This is a genomic window from Amycolatopsis sp. NPDC058278 (assembly GCF_042881395.1).
GTDB lineage: Bacteria > Actinomycetota > Actinomycetes > Mycobacteriales > Pseudonocardiaceae > Amycolatopsis.
Genome location: NZ_JBHVXZ010000163.1, coordinates 1 through 18,173 on the forward strand (window position 1 = coordinate 1; position 18,173 = coordinate 18,173).

Genomic DNA, 18,173 nt, shown 5'->3' on the forward strand with positions numbered 1-18,173 from the left:
CTGGGAGAGTCATGAGGCTGGACGGGAAGATCGCCCTGATCACCGGCGCCGCGGGGGGGGCGGGGGGGGGCGCCGCCCCCGCCGTTTCTCAGTGGTCGAGGCCGAGGAACGAAATCGCGTACGCCAGCTGGCCGGTCAGCGGCAGCTGGTGCCCGACCCCGGCGACGCTGACGCCCTCCACCGTGGCCTGGGTACTCGTGTTGCCGTACCGCGTGCGCGTCCACGACGACTGCGGGTGGTCGGTGAACGCCGGTGTCTGGCTCAACCCGTTCAGGTTGGTCCACTGCTTGATCTCTTCACCGAAGTTCGGGTACGACAGCGTGGTGTCGGTGGTGCCGTGCCACAGCTGCATCCGCGGGTAGCGGCCGGTGTAGCCCGGGTACATCGACCGGGCCAGATCGCCCCACTGCTGCGCGGTCTTGATCGACTTCCCGCCCGAGCAGGTGCTGTTCCACAGCGAGCCGTTCGTGGTGGCGAAGCACCCGGCGGGCACGCCGGAGAACGCCGAAGCCGCCGAGAACACGTCGGGGTACTGGGCGGCCAGCACGTTCGTCATCATCGCCCCGGAGGAGAACCCGCTGACCACGACCCGAGCCGGGTCGACGTTGTAGCGGGACTTGGCGTAGGAGACCATCGACATGATCCCGGTCGAGTCCCCGCCGCCGCCCCGCCGCAACGCGTTCGGCGTCGAGACGTCGAAGCACTTTTCGCTCCGGGTCGCTTCCGGCAGCACGATGACGTACCCGTACCGGTCGGCCGCGGTGACGTAGTCCTTGCCGTTCCAGCCGAAGATCGAGCTCGCCGAGCCGCCGCAGTAGTGCACCAGCACCAGCATGGCGGGCCTGGCCGCCACCCGGTCGGGGACGTAGACGTACATGTTCAGGTTCGTCGGGTTGTTGCCGAAGCCGGTCACCCTGGTCAGCGCCGCCGCCTGGGCGGGCGAGGCCAGGCCGGTGACCATCACCACCAGTGCCAGGAGGACACCGAGCATGCGTTTCATCTTGGATCTCCCTCACGCCGCACTAGGAATACTTGTCCCGCTTCATTTCGTTGCCCGGGCCGCCGAACCGGCGGTCGCCGCGGCGAGTTCCCCGGTGGCCGCGGCGGCACGCGGGTTGCCGATGCTGCCCGGGACCGACCGCAGGGCGGCGTACCAGACGGCCGCCATCTTGTCGTAGCCGGCGGCGTTCGGGTGGACGCCGTCGCTGAGGTCGGCGGTGGACACCGCGCTGTGCATGTTCACCAGGTGCACGCGCTTGCCGGCGTTCACCTTGCCCTGCACGATCCCGGGCAGGGCGTTGTTGAACGTCCGCACGGCGGCGTCCCCGCTCGCCCACCCGATCGGGATGAGCTGCGCGACGAAGACGTCGGCGTTCGGCGCGGCGGCGGTGATGTGGTCGATCAGCGTGGACAGCCGGCCGGGCGCGCCGGCGACGTTGTAGTTCTGCAGCACGTCGTTGGTGCCGATGTGCAGCAGCACCGAGCGCGGGTTGTAGGTCCGCATCCAGCCGGTGGCGTTCGCGTCGATCTGGTCGATGCGCCAGCCGGGGTGCCCTTCGTGGTCGTGATCCCACAGGCTGCCGGGCCCGTTGAACTGCGAACCGACGAAGTCGTTGGTGTAGCGGCCCGCGGCCAGGCGCTGCCACAGGCCGATCCGGTACCCGCCCGGCACGCCGGTGCCGTGGGTGATCGAGTCACCCAGCGGCATGATCCGCACGCCGCCGTTCGACTCCGCGTTCGCGACACCGGTCAGGCCGGTGAACGCGATCGCCAGGGCCGCCGCGGCGGCCAGGAACCTCTTCATCGTCCTCCTCCTCAGCAGGTCGGGTTGTTCTTGTTCGAGTCCCGCAGCGCGATCACCGTGTTGCCGCCGGAGGAAAAAGAAAGCAGCCGGCCGAATCGCAGAGCCTGGGGACAGGGAGAAGTGCGCCGGTGGCAACCGAAACTTTCGCCATCGGATCCGAAATGCGACGAATTCCCGAAACTTTCGGTTAGCGATAACATTCGATTGTCGGCAATAGCTTAAACCCGCACGGCACCGGATGACAACGCTCGGCTACGCAGCGCAATACCGTTCGGGCGGACCGACATCGATGACAGCATCGCGACCGGAAAGCGCTACCCGGCGAACGGGGGAACGGTCAGCGGGTGACCTCTCGAAGCCTGACGATCGGCAACTGCCGCGCCATCCGGGCGCGCGCGGCGGCACTGCCGTCGTAAGGCCGGCCGAGGAGCTTGCCCTGCAAGCGGTGCAGGACCGGCCGCGCCCACGCACCCAAACCGGCGACGACCGGTTCGAGGGCCGCCGCGAGCGGCCGGCGCCGAGCTTCTCCACCACGGGCCACCGTCGAGGAAGGCATCAGGATCACCAGTTCGGGTGCGTCGTGACGCCGCCGTCGACGACGAGGTCGTGGCCGGTGATCCAGGACGCCAGCGGAGAGGCCAGGAACACGCACGCGTTGCCGACGTCGGCCGGCGTGCCCAGGCGGCCCAGCGGTGCCGCGCGGTGCCACCGCTCGACACCCTCCGGCCAGTCCTCGGCCAGCCCCGGCCGCGAGATCAGCCCGGGCGACACCGTGTTGACGCGGATCCCGCGCGGCCCGTACTCCAGCGCCGCACCGCGGGCGTGCATGACCAGTGCCGCCTTGGCCGCGGCGTAGTGGACGTGGCCGGGCGCCGGCTGCCGGGCCTCGATCGACGCGATGTGCGTGACGCTCCCGCCGCCGCCCATCAGCCGGGCCGCGGCCTGGGTGCAGGAGAACGCGCTCGTCAAGGTCGCCTCCAGCATGGCCCGCCAGCGCTGGACCGTCAGCCCGTCGAGGGCTTCGACCGGCTGGATGCCGGCGTTGTTCACGAGCGCGTCGAGCCGGCCGCCCCACTCCGCGACGGCATCGAGCACGGCGTGGTCTTCGGTGAGCTCGGCGGCGAACGCGCGGGCCCGCCCACCGGCGGCTTCGATCGCCGCGACGACGTCGTCGGCCGCCCCGGGACGCCGGTGGTGCACCGCCACGGCCGCGCCCGCCTCGGCGAACCGGAGCGCGATTCCGCGGCCGATCACCCCGGAAGCGCCGGTGACGCAGGCGATCGTGCCGGACAGGTCGGGCAGGCCGGAAGCGGGAGGCACCAGCCGAGCGTAGCTGCGCACCCCGGGTCCGTCGTAAGTTGTGGGACATGGCCAAGACCCGGAAGTTCGCCGGACTGCTGCAGACGCAGATCCGCCACGAGTTCACCGCCGCCCAGCAGTACATCGCCCTGGCCGTCTGGTTCGACGCGCGCGACCTGCCACGGCTGGCCAAGCGCTTCTACCGGCAGGCGATCGAGGAGCGCAACCACGCGCTGGCGATGGTGCGCTACCTGCTGGACCGCGACGAGCCGGTGGCCATCCCGGGCAGCGACGAAGTGCGGAACGACTTTTCGAGCGTGCACGAAGCGATCGAACTGGCCTTGACCCAGGAACGCGCGGTCACCGCCGACATCGAGGCGATGGCGAAGGCCGCGCGGCTGGAGGAGGACTACCTCGGCGAGCAGTTCGTGCACTGGTTCCTGAAGGAACAGGTGGAGGAGGTGGCGCAGATGTCCACGCTGCTCACCGTCGTCGAACGGGCCGGCGGCAACCTGTTCGAGGTCGAGAACCACCTGTTCCGCGAAGCGGGCACGGAGATCGAGGACGCTCCGGACATGCCGCCGGTGGCGGGCGGGAAGCTCTGACGTGACCGGGCGCGCCGCCCGGCCGCCGGAGACGCCCCACCGGTGGCCGCGGAGCCAGGTGCGCCTTGCTGATCTCGTCCATCGGCGGTTCCCGGCTGCTAGAGTGAAACGTGTTCTAGTTCCGGGCCCGGGGAGCGCGATGTCCGAAAACCCGTTTCCGATCGTCGACGGCGTCCCACCCGGGCGGGCGCTGCTCGGCTCCCGGATCCGCGAGCTGATCGAGGCCTCCGTCTGCGTGCGCGACGACGAAGCCGACCTCGCCGCCGCGGCCGGCCGGGTGGAAGCCGTCACCGAGGCACTGCGCGCGGCCGGCGGCGCGAAGCCGTTGCTGCTCACCGCCCTCGACGGCGGAGGTCACCTGAGCATCAACAACCCCTTGGAAGGGCCGGGGAACCCGCTGGCGCCCCCGCTGTCGTGGGTGCGCGTGGGACCGGAGTCGGTGTGCGCCGACGTCCTCCTCGGCGCCGCGCACGAAGGGCCGCCCGGGCGCGTGCACGGCGGCTGGGTCGCCGCCGTCCTGGACCACGTGCTGGGCCGCGCCACCGCCGCGGCCGGCTTCCCGGGCATGACGGCGTCCCTGACCGTCGACTACCACCACGGGACGCCGTACGCCGTGCCGCTCACCGTCGAAGGGCGGCTCGTCCGCCGCGACGGCCGCAAGCTCCACGCCACCGGTGAACTCAGAGCGGGCGACCTCGTCTGCGCCACGGCGACGGCGATCCTGGTCCACTTCAGCGCCGACCGGTTCCCCGTGCCCACCGCCGCCACGAAGTCCGCGCCGGCCTAGGGCACGAGCGTCGTGTGCCGGGGCGCCTCCGAACTCGACGTCGCCATCAGGACCGCGCAGATCGGGACCGCCATCGCCAGCGCCGCCAGCACGAACACCGGGAACAGGAAGGAGAACACCTCCGTGCCGACCGGGTCGGGGGCACCCGGGTCCAGGTGCAGGCGCACCGCCGCCATGCCGGTGTAGTGCATGCCGCTGACCGCCGCGCCCATCACCAGGCCCGCCGCCAGCCGGGGCAGGAGCTTGTCCAGCCCGACCGTGAACCACAGCGCCGCCGTGGCCGCGACCACGGCGATGACCACCGAGAGCGCCACCAGCGTCGGGTCGTAGCCGATCACGCCCTTGATCTGCACCGCCCACATCCCGGTGTAGTGCATGACGGCCACCGCGAGCCCGGTCAGCAGGCCGCCGAGCAGCAGCCGCTTCCACGCGAACCGGTTGCGGACGCCGAACACCAGCAGCCCGCAGAACACCGCCACCACCGACAGGATCGCCGACAGCGCCGTGCGCAGGATGTCGTACCGCACCGGCATGCCGGGCGTGGAAAAGCCGAGCATCGCGATGAAGTGCATGACCCAGATGCCGACGCCGCCGATGGACACCGCCGCGAGCACCAGCCAGGTGAGCCGGGCCCGCGGGCTGTCGGTGGAGCGCGCCTGCAGCGTGCAGGCGAGGCCGAGGGCGCAGCCCACCACCGAGGTGAGGTAGGCGAGCACGACGAGCCAGTTGCCCATCGCGAAGTCTTCGTGGTCCATGGGCATTTTCCGGCTCCTTCAAGCTTTGCGTGATCTGGGGGCGTGGTGCTCGGCGAGCGCGTGCTCGGCGGCGGCGATGAGGGTCTTCTTCGTCGACTCCGGCGAGCGCGCGTCGCAGGTGACGACCTCCACCGCGGCGGGGATCTTGAGGGCCTCGCGCACCTGCTCGGGCCCGTGCTGGCGGGTGTCCTGGAACTGGTTGATGGCGACCAGGAACGGCAGGCCGCGCGACTCGAAGAAGTCGATCGAGGCGAAGGAGTCCGCCAGCCGGCGCGTGTCCACCAGGACGATCGCCGCCACCGCACCGCAGACGAGGTCGTCCCACATGAACCAGAACCGGTGCTGGCCGGGCGTGCCGAAGACGTAGAGCACCAGGTCGTCGGCCAGGGTGAGCCGGCCGAAGTCCATCGCGACCGTGGTGGCGATCTTCCCCGGCACCGCTTCGGTCCGGTCGACACCGACGGCCGCGGACGTCATCATGGCTTCGGTCCGCAGCGGGTCGATTTCCGAGACGGCGCCGACGAACGTCGTCTTGCCCGCACCGAATCCCCCGGCCACGACGATCTTCGCCGAGGTGATCCGGCCGCTTCGGGAAGCGTTGCCGTTGGCGGCAACGCTGGGGGAAACCCCGCTTTGAGAAACACTGTCAGAGCGCACGTAGTCCACTGAGGACCCTTTCGAGCAGGTCGTTCCGTTCGTCCCAGGAGGCGTCCGCGGTGAGCGTGTCGCGGATCGACACCTGGCCGGCGATGAGCAGATCGCCGATGAGCACCCTGGCCACGCCGAGCGGCACGCCCAGGTGGGCGGCGACCTCCGCCACCGACCGCTGGTGCAGGCACAGCTGCGTCACCGAGGCCAGGGGGTTGGTCGGGCTGAAGGGCGCCGTGCGGCCCTCCGCCGTCGTCTCCACGAGGGCTTCCACCGCCAGGTCGACCGTCGGCCGGGTGCGACCGGCGGTCCACGCGTAGGGGCGGGCCAGCGACGCCGCGTGCCGCCCACCCTCGCGTCGCCGGCCTTCGGTCACCGGGCCGCTCCCGGCGCGGCCGCGGGCCGAGCCGGGGTCTCGACCACCTTCCCGACCCGGTCCACCAGCAAGGTCATCTCGTAGCCCACCAGCCCGATGTCGCAGCCCGGGTTGGCCAGCACCACCAGGTTCGAGCCGTCGCCGACGTTCATCAGCAGCAGGAAGCCCTGCTCCATCTCGATCACCGACTGCACCACCCGCCCCGCGGTGAACAGGTCGGCCGTGCCGAGCGCGAGGCTGGAGAGGCCGGACGCGATCGCCGAGAGCTGGTCGGCGCGGTCGCGCGGCAGGGTTTCGTTCGCCGCCACGAGCAGCCCGTCCGCCGAGACCAGCGCGGCGTGCGCCACGCCGGGCACCTCCTGGGTGAACGCCGACACCAGCCAGTTCCGGGACCTCTCGGCCACTTCCGCTCCTTCCTGCCGGGTGCTCATCGCTGCTCCGCCTCCGGCTCGCCCGAGACCCGGTGCCGGGCCGCGCGCATGCCGCTGTAGTGCCGGGAAAGGTTGTTCCGCACCGCGGCCGGGTCGCGGAAGGCCGGGTCCGGCGGCTGCGGCGCGCGCGGGGTGACCGAGCCCGGTGCGAGCTGCGCACCCGGCGTCCGGGCCGGCAGCCCCGAGTCGGTGAACTCGCTGTCGTCGAGGGTGCCGACCGCGGCTTCCGCGGCCTGGCGGACCGGGTCGGCCGGCGTCGCCCAGGTGCCGGGCCGGGCCGGCGTCGCCGGGACTTCGGCGAACCAGTGCGACAGCATCTGGTCGAAGATCGGCGTCGGCGGGTCCACCACCGGTGGTGGTTCTTCGGCGGGCCACCGCGGTTCGAGCTCGTGCCGGGCGGTGCCGTTGGCCGAGCCGTTGACCGCCGGGGTCAGCGTGGGCGGGACGGCCCGGGGCGGCAGGTCGACCAGGATCAGCACGCCCGGGACGTGCACGCTGGCGGTGATGCCGGCGCTCGCGGTCCGCGTGGTCGTGGGCCGCAGCCGGACGGTGATCCCGTGGGACGCGGCCAGCCTGCTCACCACGAACAGGCCCATCCGGCGGGTGGTCTCCGGGCTGACCGCGGCCCCGGCGGCCAGCCGGGCGTTCGCCGCTTCGAGGTCTTCGCGGGTCATGCCGAGACCGACGTCGACGACCTCGATCAGCAGGCCGCCGTCGAAGCCGCGGTCGGCGGTGAGCACGACCTGCTCCTCCGGCGGGGACGACCGGATCGCGTTCTCCAGCAGTTCGGCGAGGATGTGCACGACGTCCGCCGCGGCCTCGGACTGCACCGAGCCGCGTGGCGCGTTGCCGAGCGAGACGCGCTGGTAGTCCTTGACCTCCGACGTCGCGGCCCGCAGCAGCTCGACCGTCGCGACCGGGCCGACGTCGCGGCGCACCGGCTTGCCACCCGCGAGGACCTGCAGGTTCTCGCCGTTGCGCCGCAGCCGGGTGGCGATGTGGTCGATCTGGAACAGCTCGGCCAGCCGCTGCGGGTCCTGTTCGTCGGCTTCGAGGTCTTCGATCACCGAAAGCTGCAGCTCCACGAGCGACTGGCTGCGCCGGGACAGCGTCATGAACATTTCGCTGACCTGGATCCGCATCTCGGCCTGCTCGCCGACGGCCAGGCGGACCGCCTGCCGGTGCATGTCGTCGAAGGCCCGGGCGAGCTGCCCGATCTCCTCCTCGGAGTCGACCGGGATCGGCGCGGTCCGCCGCCAGTCGACCTCCTCGCCTTCGCGGATGCGTTCGATGGTGCCGGGCAGGCGGCGTTGCGCGGTGTCGAGCGCGGCGGCGTGCAGCCGCCGGATCGGGGCGACCACGGACCGGGCCACGGCGAGGGCGATGGCGAGGGCGCCGAGGAGCGAGGCGATCACCAGCGCGGTGTCGCGCAGCGCGTCGGACCGCGCGGTGTTGGTCTGCGCACCCACCGCGTCCGAAAGCGTTTTCACCTGCTCGGCGAGGATGGTGCCGAGGACCGCGCGCTTCGCCTCGGCGCCCCCGGCACCGGGGCTGGTTGCCGCGGCGAACCGGGCGGCCGCGGCCCCGGCGGGCAGCGCACGCCGGATCTGCCCGGTGAGCACGGTCTCCTCGGCCGCGGCGCGCTCGGCGGCGGCCGCCGAAGTGCCTTCGCCCCGGCCGGCCAATGCCTGTTGATCGGCGAGACTGGTCCTCAGCTGCACCAACGATTCGGCGATGGCGGCCAAAGCGCCGAGATCACCATTACCGGCCTGCTCGACGATCCCGGCGGTCACTTCGCTGAGCGCGACCGTGAAGTCGTGGTAAGCCGCGGTTTTCGCGGCCGGCGAACCGGTCTGCTGCCGCAGGCCGGCCAATTTACCCAGCTGATCTTCCAATGACCGCGACAGCTCCGGGCTGAGCCGGGAAAAGGCGGCGTCGTGGCGGACGACGGCGGCTTTCTCGTCGACCGCCGCGGTCTGGTCGGCCGCGCCGTCGTGGATCATCTCCTCGTCGACCAGGCCGGCGAGTTCGGAAATCCCTTGCACGACCGGCATTTGGTCGCGGACCGCGCTGAGGCCGCCCGCCCGGGCGAGTTCGGCCTGCACCCGGCCGCCCGCCAGCAGGAGGGCGACCAGGACGGGCAGCAACAGGACTACGGAGATCTTGGTGCGCAACCGCCAGCTACCGGGATTCCAGGAGGCGACGGAACGGCGGGACGAGGGTTCTTCTTCTTTCATCGGTGGCGTGGCTCGATTCGTACCGGTGGCCCGAGAACGATTTCCGGTTCCTTTTCCACGGAATTCAGCCGACGACGTAACCGCGACGACCGCGGTGTTGTCAAGGAATGCCGGTCGTTTCCCCCGTACGCATCAATCACACAGCGTGAACTGCCACGGCGCGGCTTTTTACCCTTGCAGAGGGTGAAGGCCGCTCGCCAGACGGTGCGGAATTCGGGCTCGGGTGCGTGAATTTCCGGCGGCCGGGCGACCCTGTCGTGACCGGGTCCCGGCGGCGCCCGTTACCCTCGGCCGGGAAAGGGGTGCCGCCGTCGATGTTGAAAATTCACTTCACCGAAGCGGACCTGGCGAAGGTGACCATCGCCGAGGACGCCGACCCGATGTGGGAGCTGCTGATGAGCAGCTACCGCATCCGGCGTCCGGAGGGTGAGCCGTTCTTCGGCCGCTGGCGGCGGGGCTCACGCTCCGCGGTCCCGCAGTCCGGCCGGCTGCTGATGTCCGCCGTCCCGCCGTACGGCTACTGCCCGGACTTCCTCACCCCGGCCGGCGCCCGCACGATCGGCGATGGGATTTCTGCGGTGCTCGAGACGCCTTCGCCGGTCCTGGCCGCCGACGTCGGCGAGCTGGCGGCGCAGGGCACCCACGTCCCGGCGTGGCTGCGCCGCATCGGCGACGGCGAGCCGCGCGAGCTGCGGCGGCTGGGCTCGGCCCTGCACGACTACTACCGCCAGTGCGTCGCGCCGGACTGGGCGACGGTGCGCCGGGCGGTCGCCCGCGACCGCCACCGGCTGCGGGCCAACCTGGACCGCGGCGGGCCGCAGCTGCTGCTTTCGACGTTGCACCCGGAGGTGACGTGGTCCCCGCCGGTGCTGCGGGTGCGCTTCCCGATCGACCAGGAACTGCACCTCGACGGCCGTGGGCTGCGGCTGATCCCGGCGTTCTTCGCGCACGGCATGCCGACGACGTACAAGGACCCGCTCCTCCCGCCGGCGCTGGTCTATTCGATCAGCCACCCGAGCTTCGACAGCGACGCGGAGCCGGGGCCCTCACTGGCGGCGCTGCTGGGCCAGACGCGGGCCAAGGTGCTGGTGACGATCGCGACGACGAGGTGCAACACGAGCGAGCTGGCGGACCTGACGGGCATCTCCCCGGCGACGGCGAGCCAGCACGCGTCGGTGCTGCGCGCCAGCGGGCTGATCAGCAGCAACCGGTCGGGGAAGTCGCAGATCCACGAGATCACCCCGCTCGGCCTGGGGATCATCCGGGCGAGCTGACCCGGCCGGCCGGCCACAGGCGCAGCCCGTTGCCCGAGCCGACCAGCCACCCCGCTGCCCCGCTGCCCCCTGCCCCGCCACCCCGCCACCCCGCCATCCCCGCTGCACCCGCTGCCCCGCTGCCCCGCTGCCCCGCTGCCCGAGCCGACCAGCCACGCCTCGCCCGCCGCCGACCCGGCCCAGCCGCGCGACCCCACCCCCACCTGCGGGCCGTGCGCAGCGTTCGGGGGTCGTGTTAGCCTGTCGCCGTGCTGCGCCTCACGCTGTCCTCGCGACTCGTAACCCGGCGCGCCGGCTGAACCCAGGTCGCCGGCGCGCTGCGTCGACGATCGCCTTTTTCCGGGACCTGGCCCCGATCTCATTCCCCCGTCCACAAGGGAGATCCGCCATGTCCACTTCTTTCGCCGTTCCCGCACCCCGCTCGGCCATGCTGCTGCGCCGCCGGATCGCCACCTACTTCGTCGGCGGCGCCGAAGAGATCCCCGCGCTGGTCGGTGCCCTCGAAGGCCGGCTCGTGCACGAACTGTCCGTCGACATCAAGGACGGCGTCCGCGAGAGCAGCATGGTCTGCGCCGTCCTGCTGGCGGGGGAGGAGACCGGCCCCCTGCTCGACCGGCTGCGCGAGCTGCCGTCGGTCGTCTCGGCCGAACTCGCCTGACCGCGTAACCGAAACCCGGCGGAGCACCGCCCGGGTTTCCTCCTGCTCGACCACGCCGGCGACTGGCTGCACCTCGGCCTCGCCCTTGGCGATGATCGCCGCGGGCATCGCGACGGCGGCCGATCGGGCCCGCGGCCAGTACCCGGAGCCGGAAAGCAGGGCCGCTGACTCAGGGCTTGCGGCCCACGCCCGTCGAGATCTCGTGCAGCCGGTGCCGGTCCGGGGCCAGCGGTGCGGTGTCCGCGCCGGCGCCCTCCCGCAGTCCCGCGAGGAACTCCTTCAGCGTGGCGGCCGCGTCCCGGCCCGGCTGCCAGTCCAATTCGGACGCCGCCCGGCTCGTGTCCATGACCGGCAGCCGCATGACCGCGTCGAACAGCCCCGGGGTCGCCGGGATCGCGTGCAGGCGCCAAGCCGCGTCCACCGCCGCGCGGACCACGGCCGCCGGCACCGGGATCGTGCGGGCGCCCAGCAGGTCCGCCGCGAACCGCGGGTCCACGACCGGGCCGGTCGCGATGTTGAAGGCCCCGCGCACCGGGCGCGTCACCGCGCGGCGGACGGCGTCGGCGAGATCATCGGTGTGCACGATCTGGCACCTCAGCCCGCGGATGTCCGGCACCACCGGGATCAGGCCCGGCCGCACGAGCGAACCCGGCACGAACGGCCCGGCGAACAGGCGGCGCTGCTCCGTCGCGGCACTGCGCTGGAAGACGAACCCCGGCCGCATCCGGACGACGTCGAGCTTCGGGTGCCGGCCCTCGAACGCGTCGAGGTACCGCTCCAGATAAGCCTTTTCCCGGGTGTACGCGGCCCCGGGCCAGCCGTGCGTCGGCCAGTCCTCGGTCACCGGCTCGTCGTCCTCCCGCGGCGAGTACGCCCCGATCGACGACGTGTAGACGAGCTTGGGCACGCCCGCCGTGGCCGCCGCCTCGAACACCCGCATCGAGCCGAGGACGTTCGCGCGCCACGTCCGTTCCGGACGCCGGGTGGGCTGGAACAGCCACGCCAGGTGCACGACGGCGTCGGCGCCGCGGAAGAGCGGCACGAGGTCGTCGCGTTCGACGTCGGCCGTGACGACCCCTTCCGCCGGGCGCCTGGCCAGCCCGACGATGGTCTCGACCTGCGGGTCGGCGCCCAACGCGCGCACGACCCCGGTCCCGATGTTGCCGGTCGCTCCGGTCACCACGATGCGCATCCGGGCCGGTTACCCGAGACCCGGTCCGCCAATCCTGCCATTTTCGAAGGTGAAGATCGTCCGAGGAGACCCCCGCGGTGACGGCCGCAACGGCGGCCGCGCGACCTCCGACGACGGCGCGCTCGACGTCACCCTCGTCGTGCCCAAGGCCTTCGGTGGCGCGGGTGACGGCACCAACCCGGAGCAGCTGTTCGCGGCGGGGTGGGCGTCCTGCTTCGTCAGGGCGGTCCGCCGGGTCGCGGGCGCGAAGAAGGTGCCGCTGAACGACCTCGCCGTGGTCGCCGAGGTGACCCTGCACCACGACACCGAGGCCGGCGAGTTCGAGCTCAGCGCCGTGCTGCACCTGGAGGCCTCGGGCATCGACCAGGCCACGGCCGACGAGCTCGTCCAGGGCGCCCACCAGGTCTGCCCGTACTCGAAGGCCACGCGCGGCAACATCGAGGTCACCCTCGACGCGACGGTCGCCTGACACCGCGCGACGCACTGAGGGGAGGGCCCGGGTGCGGGCCCTCCCCCGGTCACATCCGGCCGGCGTCCACGATCGCCTGGGCGAACGGCCGCGGCGCCTCCTGCGGCACGTTGTGGCCGATGCCGTCGAAGACGCGGTGCTCGTACTTGCCGGTGAACTTAGCGCGGTAGGCCTTGCCGTCCTTGGCCGCGCCGTCGAAGTCGCTGCCGATCGTGATCGCCGGGACGCCGATGGTCGCGCCGGCGGCCAGCTTCTCTTCGTACGCCTCGTACTGCGGCTCGCCCGGGGCGAGGCTCAGGCGCCAGCGGTAGTTGTGGATGACGATGGCGACGTGGTCGGGGTTGTCGAACGCCGCCGCGCTGCGGTCGTACGTTGCGTCGTCGAAGTGCCAGGCCGGGGACGCGGTCTTCCAGATCAGCTTGTTGAAGTCGTGGCGGTTCGCCGCGTAGCCGGCGCGGCCGCGCTCGGTCGCGAAGTAGTACTGGTACCACCAGCCGAGCTCGGCTTGCGGAGCCAGCGGCTGCTGGTTCGCCGCCAGGTTCGTGACGATGTACCCGCTCACCGCGACGATCGCCGTGCAGCGCTCGGGCCACAGCGCGGCGATGATGTCGACGGTCCGGCCGCCCCAGTCGTAGCCGCCGAAGACGGCCTTGTCGATCTTGAGCGCGTCGAGCAGGGCGATGACGTCCAGCGCCACGGCCGTCTGCTGGCCGTTGCGGACCGTCTCGGCGGACTTGAACGCCGTCGGGCCGTAGCCGCGCAGGTAGGGGACGATCACCCGGTAGCCCGCCCCGGCCAGGATCGGCGCGACGTCGACGTAGCTGTACGGGTCGTAGGGCCAGCCGTGCAGCAGCACCACCGGCTGCCCGCCGGCCGGCCCGAACTCGTGGTAGGCCATGGTGAGCACCCCGGCGTCGGCCTGCTTGACCGGCCCGAGCGAGGTGTGCTCCCCCGACCCGGCCCGCAGGTCGGGCGCCGAGGCGGGAGCGGCCGCGGGAGTGCCCGACGAGCAGGCCGCCAGTGACGTCGCCGCGAGCCCGGCCGCGAACGCCTGCCCGAACCTTCTCCTGCTGATCATCTGCTGCTCCTGTGCGAGAAAGACCGTGGGACTTTCACGACGTTAGGAGCTGTCCGGTGACCTGCGCGCCCGTCAGGTGACGCAGCCGGTGTACGTCACCCGTCGAGGGTCTTCAGCTTCCCGGCGAGGTCGGCGCGGGAGCTCACGCCCAGCTTGGGGAAGATCCGGTGCAGGTGGGTGCCGACGGTCCGGTGCGAAAGGTACAGCCGCTGCCCGATCTCCCGGTTCGTCAGCCCCTCGGCGGCCAGCTGCGCGATGCTCAGCTCGTGCGGGGTCAGCTTGTCCCGGGCGTCCGGGCCGCGGTTCGGGCTCGACTCGCCCGCGCTGCGCAGTTCGCGGCGGGCCCGGTCGGCCCAGGCGGCCATGCCGAGGGCGTCGAACGTCTTGCGGGCGGTGCGCAGGTGCGTCCGCGATTCGACGACCCGCCGCTGCCGCCGCAGCCACTCGCCGTACGCCAGGTGGACGCGACCGCGTTCGGCGGGCCAGCCCGTCAGGTCGGCTCGCAGCGCTTCGGCGAACAGCTCGTCGCTCGGGTCGAGCACGGCCCGGGCGTACCGGAGGCCGATGTGCAGGGCGGGTGACGGCGTGTCCAGGCACTCGAGCTCGGCCAGGACACCGCGCAGCTCGCCGGTCCGCCCGGCCCGGACCGCGGCCTCGGTGAGTTCCGCGACGCAGTACGTGCGCAAGGCCAGCTGGTAGGCGGGGTCGGCCGGGTCGAGCAGCCGCCGCAGGTCGGCGAACGCGTCTTCGAACCGGCCCTCGCTCAGGCCGGTCAGCCCGCGCGTGAGCTGCACGGTGGCCAGGACGGGCCGGGCACCGGCCGCGAGCCCGGCGCGTTCGGCCTCGTCGGCCAGCGTCTTCGCCTGCTTGTGGTCGCCGCGCAGGGCGGCGATTTCGGCCTGGACCGCCGTGGCGAGCCCGGCCATGAACGGCTGGCCGGTCTCCCGCGCCAACCGGGCCGCCTCCGCCGCGGCCGGCAGCGCCCCGGCCAGGTCGCCGAGCCGGACGCGGCTCCACGCCAGGACGGCCAGCGCCCGCGGCAACAGGCCGAGCCGGCCCTGGGCCCGCAGGCCGGGCGCCGCGGCGGCGGAGAACCGGGCGGCGAGGTCGAAGGCACCGACCTGCAGCGCGGCGCTGCCCAGGTACCGGTCGACCTCGGGATCGGCGCCGGTCTTGGCGACCAGGTCCCGCAGGTGGGCCAGGACGGCTTCACCGCGTTCGAAGGGCGCGACGTACGCGGTGACGGCGACGATCCGCGGGTCGCCGTCCGGGATCGGCAGCCGATCGGCGACGTCGAGGAGGGCTTGCCGGGCGGCGGCGCCGGGCTCGGTCCAGAAGCACCGCATGGCGGCGCTCCAGAGGATCCGCACGGCGGCGTCGTGGTGCCCGTCGGCGGCGGCGGAGGCGGCGATCCGGGCCAGTTCCGCGACGCGGGCCGGGTCCTCGCGGACGCCGTCTTCGAACTCGCTGAGCAGCCGTCCGGCGGTGGCCCGGCGGCGGGCGTCGGCGGGGTTGGCGGCGTGGACCAGGCGTTCGGCGGTCTCCCGCCGCCCGGATTCGACGGCCAGCTCGGCGGCCAGCAGCAGCCGGTCGGCTCGGCGCTCCGGCTGGTCGCTGAGCCGGGCGGCCTGTTCCAGGGCGGCGATCGCGGCGGCGGCCCCGCCCCGGAAGCGGGCCCGCTCGGCGGTGCGTTCGAGTTCGGCGGCGACGGCTTCGTCGGGCCCGGCGGTCGCGGCGGCCTGGTGCCAGGCGCGGCGGTCGGGCTGGTCGCGAAGGGCCTCGACGAGGGCGAGGTGGGCGTTCCGGCGGTCGAGCGGGGTGGCGGCGGCGGGGATGGCGGACCGCATGAGCGGGTGCCGGAAGGTGACGGCCCCGGCGGAGAGCTCGACCAGGCGGGCCTCGACGGCGGGGACGAGGACCGCGGGATCGGCGCTGGTCGCCGGCACGCCGGTTTCCCTCGCCCGAAGCATCCCAGCCGCCTCCGCGCCGGGCCCTCGCGAACCGGCCTCGCCCGGCCGGGCCCCTGCGCCCGCGGCCACCCCAGGCAGCGCACCTGCCGCTTCCAGGATCTCTGTCAACGATGTCGTCTCGTTCAGCGCCGCCACCAGCAACGCCGTGCGCGTCCCCTCCGGCAGCGCCGCCACCCGGGCTGTGAACGTGCGCTCCAGGCGCTCCGTCAGCGGCAGCACCGGATCCAGCCCGTCGAGCTCGGCCACCGCCAAGGGCAGCTCCGTCAACGCCAGCGGCAACCCCGCCGCCTCCGCCAGCAGCCGCGTCCGGACCGCCGGAGCCAGCCGCGGCGCCACCGAATCCAGCAGCTCGGCCGCCGCGCCGGCCGGGAGGCGGTCCAGCACCATCGACGGCAAACCCGCCTCGAGCAACGGGGATTCCGCGCCGTCCCGCAGGGTCGCCAGCAGCACGATCGGCTCGGTCTCGATCCGCCGCGCCACGAACGCCAGGACGTCCGCGCTCGCCCGATCCAGCCAGTGCACGTCCTCCGCGACGAGCAGCAGCGGCTTGGCCGCCGCCTCCTCGGCCAGCAGCGTCAGCGCCGCCAACCCGACCAGGTACGCGCTCGGCTCGGCGCCCGAAGCCAGCCCCAGCGCCGTTCGCAGGGCTTCGCGCTGCGGCGCGGGGAGCTCCGCCACCCCGGCCCGGACCGGGTACAGCAGTTGGTGCAGCCCGGCGTAGGCCAGGTTCCGCTCGGCCTCCGCCCCGGTCGTCCGCAGCACCCGCAGCCCCGCCACCGATGCCGCCGCGGCTGTCGAAGCCACCAGCGCGGACTTCCCGATGCCCGCTTCCCCGCGCAGGAGGACGCCGCTGCGGTCCGCCGGGCCGTCGACGAGCTCGCCCAGCTCCTTCAGCTCGGTGTCCCGTCCGCTCAGCGCCATGGAAACGACCTTACCCAACCGCTGTTTCCGCAGCTCACGGCCGAAGTGACGTACGGCAGCAGCGTCATCCGACGGGCGCGGGGCCCGCCGCCCCGCACCTAGCGTTCCCCCGCAATGACCAGCGACCGGAGAGACAGATGAAACGCCTCCTTCTCGCTGCCGCCGTGCCACTGCTGCTGACCACCGTCACGCAGCCGGCCGCCTCGGCAGCAACCCCGACCCCGTGCGCCGCCGTCGCGGTGCCCGCCCCGCCCGGCGCGAAGATCGAGTCGGTGCAGGCCGCGCCCCAGCCGTCGTACTGCCTGATCACCGTCACGCTCACCCACACCGGCACGGACCACGTCAAGGTCGCCGTGGCCCTGCCGGACTCCGGGTGGAACGGCCGGCTCCAGGCCCTCGGCGGCAGCGCCTACGCCGCGGGCAACTTCGACGCGTTCCCCCAGGCCGTCAAGGACGGCTACGCCGCCGTGACGACCGACGCGGGCGTGTCCCTCAACGGCCTCGACACGTCCTGGGCGCTGAACGGCGGCCGGGTCGACCAGACGCTCCTGACCAACTTCGCCACCCGATCGGTGCACGAAGAGGCCGTGCTCGGCAAGGACGTCACCCAGCGGTACTACCAGCGGCCGATCTCGTACTCCTACTGGACCGGCTGCTCGACCGGTGGCCGCCAGGGCTACTCCGAGGCCCAGAAGTACCCCGGGGACTTCGACGGCATCCTCGCGAACGCCCCCGCCGTCGACTGGACGCAGTTCGCGGTCGCGACCCTCTGGCCGCAGATCGTCATGAACGCCGGCCACGACTTCCCGAGCACGTGCGTGCTTTCGGCCTTCCGCACGGCCGCGGTCCAGGCGTGCGACGCGCGGGACGGCGTGCCGAACGGCATCGTCGACCGGCCGGACGAGTGCGGCTACGACCCGCGCAGCCTCGTCGGGACGAAGGTGGTCTGCGACGGCCACGAGTTCACCGTCACGGCCGCGGACGCCGAGGTCGTGCGCAAGATCTGGGCCGGCCCGACCGACGAACGCGGCCGCAGGCTGTGGGCCGGGCTGCCGAAGGGCGCGGACTTCACGTGGCTGGCCGGCACCCAGCCGGGCCCCGACGGCACGCTGACCGCGCCGGGCTTCCCGGTCGCCGTCAAGTGGGTGCAGTCGTTCCTGGAGAAGCAGCCCGACTTCGACACCTCGAAGCTCACGTACGCGCAGTTCGCGGACCTGTTCCGCCAGTCGGTGCGGGAGTACGACGACGTCATCGGCACGTCCGACCCCGACCTGTCGGCCTTCCGCCGCGCCGGCGGCAAGCTGATCACGTTCGTCGGCGCGAACGATCAGCTCATTCCGCCCGGCGGCACCCTTTCGTACCGCAGTCAGGTGGAACGCACGATGGGCGGCCCGCAGCGGGTGAACGAGTTCTACCGGCTGTTCCTCGCACCGGGCGTCGAACACTGCTTCGGCGGTGGCGGCCCGGAGCCGACGAACGCGCTGGGCGCGCTCGTCGACTGGGTCGAGCACGGGAAGGCGCCGGCGACGCTGGCCGCGGCGTCCGCGGACGGGAAGACGCGCGACCTGTGCCCGCTCCCGCGGGTTTCCCGCTACACCGGCGGCGACCCGGCCACGGCGGCGAGCTACCGCTGCCGCTGAGCCCCGGTCCGCGAGCGCCATCCGGAGGC

18 protein-coding genes are annotated in these 18,173 nt (G+C 72.8%); 6 read left to right on the plus strand and 12 right to left on the minus strand.

Annotated elements, in window-relative coordinates; all coding sequences use genetic code 11:
* Positions 1-88: 88 nt before the first annotated feature.
* From ACFVYA_RS44815 to ACFVYA_RS44830, 4 genes are all read right to left on the minus strand, one after another.
* Positions 89-1,000, minus strand: a complete 912-nt coding sequence (locus tag ACFVYA_RS44815; protein ID WP_387054048.1) for an alpha/beta hydrolase family esterase — start codon at positions 998-1,000, stop codon at positions 89-91.
* 42 nt (positions 1,001-1,042) lie between these two features.
* Positions 1,043-1,804 (minus strand): SGNH/GDSL hydrolase family protein, encoded by a 762-nt coding sequence (locus ACFVYA_RS44820; RefSeq protein WP_387054049.1) that lies wholly within the window; start codon positions 1,802-1,804, stop codon positions 1,043-1,045.
* 337 nt (positions 1,805-2,141) lie between these two features.
* A complete protein-coding gene (locus ACFVYA_RS44825; protein ID WP_387054051.1) occupies positions 2,142-2,360 on the minus strand; it encodes a hypothetical protein in 219 nt (72 codons plus the stop codon).
* Positions 2,361-2,365: 5 nt separating this feature from the next.
* The gene (locus ACFVYA_RS44830) at positions 2,366-3,124 is read right to left on the minus strand and encodes an SDR family NAD(P)-dependent oxidoreductase (RefSeq protein ID WP_387054053.1); all 759 of its coding nucleotides are present in this window, start codon (positions 3,122-3,124) and stop codon (positions 2,366-2,368) included.
* A gap of 47 nt (positions 3,125-3,171) precedes the next feature.
* Here ACFVYA_RS44830 and ACFVYA_RS44835 point away from each other — a divergent pair, with 47 nt between their 5' ends.
* A complete protein-coding gene (locus ACFVYA_RS44835) occupies positions 3,172-3,708 on the plus strand; it encodes a ferritin (RefSeq protein ID WP_387054055.1) in 537 nt (178 codons plus the stop codon).
* Positions 3,709-3,847: 139 nt separating this feature from the next.
* A complete protein-coding gene (locus ACFVYA_RS44840; protein ID WP_387054057.1) occupies positions 3,848-4,495 on the plus strand; it encodes a PaaI family thioesterase in 648 nt (215 codons plus the stop codon).
* Here the strand turns inward: ACFVYA_RS44840 and ACFVYA_RS44845 are convergent.
* From ACFVYA_RS44845 to ACFVYA_RS44865, 5 genes are all read right to left on the minus strand, one after another.
* A complete protein-coding gene (locus ACFVYA_RS44845) occupies positions 4,492-5,250 on the minus strand; it encodes an MHYT domain-containing protein (RefSeq protein WP_387054073.1) in 759 nt (252 codons plus the stop codon). The two genes, ACFVYA_RS44840 and ACFVYA_RS44845, sit on opposite strands and share 4 nt — an antisense overlap.
* 18 nt (positions 5,251-5,268) lie before the next feature.
* Positions 5,269-5,808 carry an ATP/GTP-binding protein gene (locus ACFVYA_RS44850; protein WP_285993923.1) on the minus strand — a complete coding sequence of 180 codons (540 nt, stop codon included), beginning with the start codon at positions 5,806-5,808 and terminating at the stop codon, positions 5,269-5,271.
* Positions 5,809-5,896: 88 nt separating this feature from the next.
* Positions 5,897-6,274: a DUF742 domain-containing protein gene (locus ACFVYA_RS44855; protein ID WP_285985622.1), complete on the minus strand. Its 378-nt coding sequence runs from the start codon at positions 6,272-6,274 to the stop codon at positions 5,897-5,899.
* Positions 6,271-6,705 (minus strand): roadblock/LC7 domain-containing protein, encoded by a 435-nt coding sequence (locus ACFVYA_RS44860; RefSeq protein ID WP_043776520.1) that lies wholly within the window; start codon positions 6,703-6,705, stop codon positions 6,271-6,273. Before ACFVYA_RS44860 ends, ACFVYA_RS44855 begins: the two co-directional genes overlap by 4 nt.
* Positions 6,702-8,942 (minus strand): ATP-binding protein, encoded by a 2,241-nt coding sequence (locus tag ACFVYA_RS44865; RefSeq protein ID WP_387054060.1) that lies wholly within the window; start codon positions 8,940-8,942, stop codon positions 6,702-6,704. The genes ACFVYA_RS44860 and ACFVYA_RS44865 overlap by 4 nt, the downstream gene beginning before the upstream one ends.
* 314 nt (positions 8,943-9,256) lie before the next feature.
* Between ACFVYA_RS44865 and ACFVYA_RS44870 the strand changes: the two genes are divergently transcribed.
* Both ACFVYA_RS44870 and ACFVYA_RS44875 read left to right on the plus strand, forming a co-directional pair.
* Complete coding sequence (locus tag ACFVYA_RS44870; RefSeq protein WP_285985624.1) at positions 9,257-10,216, plus strand: helix-turn-helix transcriptional regulator; 960 nt, start codon at positions 9,257-9,259, stop codon at positions 10,214-10,216.
* Between the two features lie 388 nt (positions 10,217-10,604).
* On the plus strand, positions 10,605-10,874 hold the full coding sequence (locus ACFVYA_RS44875; protein WP_387054063.1) for a hypothetical protein: 270 nt from the start codon (positions 10,605-10,607) through the stop codon (positions 10,872-10,874).
* A gap of 169 nt (positions 10,875-11,043) precedes the next feature.
* Here the strand turns inward: ACFVYA_RS44875 and ACFVYA_RS44880 are convergent, their stop codons facing one another.
* Positions 11,044-12,066, minus strand: coding sequence for an NAD-dependent epimerase/dehydratase family protein (locus tag ACFVYA_RS44880; protein WP_387054064.1), 1,023 nt, complete (start codon positions 12,064-12,066; stop codon positions 11,044-11,046).
* A 49-nt stretch (positions 12,067-12,115) separates the two neighbouring features.
* On the opposite strand from ACFVYA_RS44880, the gene ACFVYA_RS44885 reads away from it, so the two are divergent.
* Positions 12,116-12,535, plus strand: a complete 420-nt coding sequence (locus ACFVYA_RS44885; protein ID WP_387054066.1) for an organic hydroperoxide resistance protein — start codon at positions 12,116-12,118, stop codon at positions 12,533-12,535.
* A 49-nt stretch (positions 12,536-12,584) separates the two neighbouring features.
* On the opposite strand, the gene ACFVYA_RS44890 is transcribed toward ACFVYA_RS44885, so the two are convergent.
* Positions 12,585-13,613, minus strand: coding sequence for an alpha/beta fold hydrolase (locus tag ACFVYA_RS44890; RefSeq protein ID WP_285985628.1), 1,029 nt, complete (start codon positions 13,611-13,613; stop codon positions 12,585-12,587).
* Between the two features lie 95 nt (positions 13,614-13,708).
* A complete protein-coding gene (locus tag ACFVYA_RS44895; protein ID WP_387054068.1) occupies positions 13,709-16,504 on the minus strand; it encodes an AAA family ATPase in 2,796 nt (931 codons plus the stop codon).
* Between the two features lie 137 nt (positions 16,505-16,641).
* Here ACFVYA_RS44895 and ACFVYA_RS44900 point away from each other — a divergent pair, with 137 nt between their 5' ends.
* Entirely contained in the window at positions 16,642-18,144 is a 1,503-nt protein-coding gene (locus ACFVYA_RS44900; RefSeq protein ID WP_387054071.1) for a tannase/feruloyl esterase family alpha/beta hydrolase, read from the plus strand.
* Positions 18,145-18,173 lie beyond the last annotated feature (29 nt).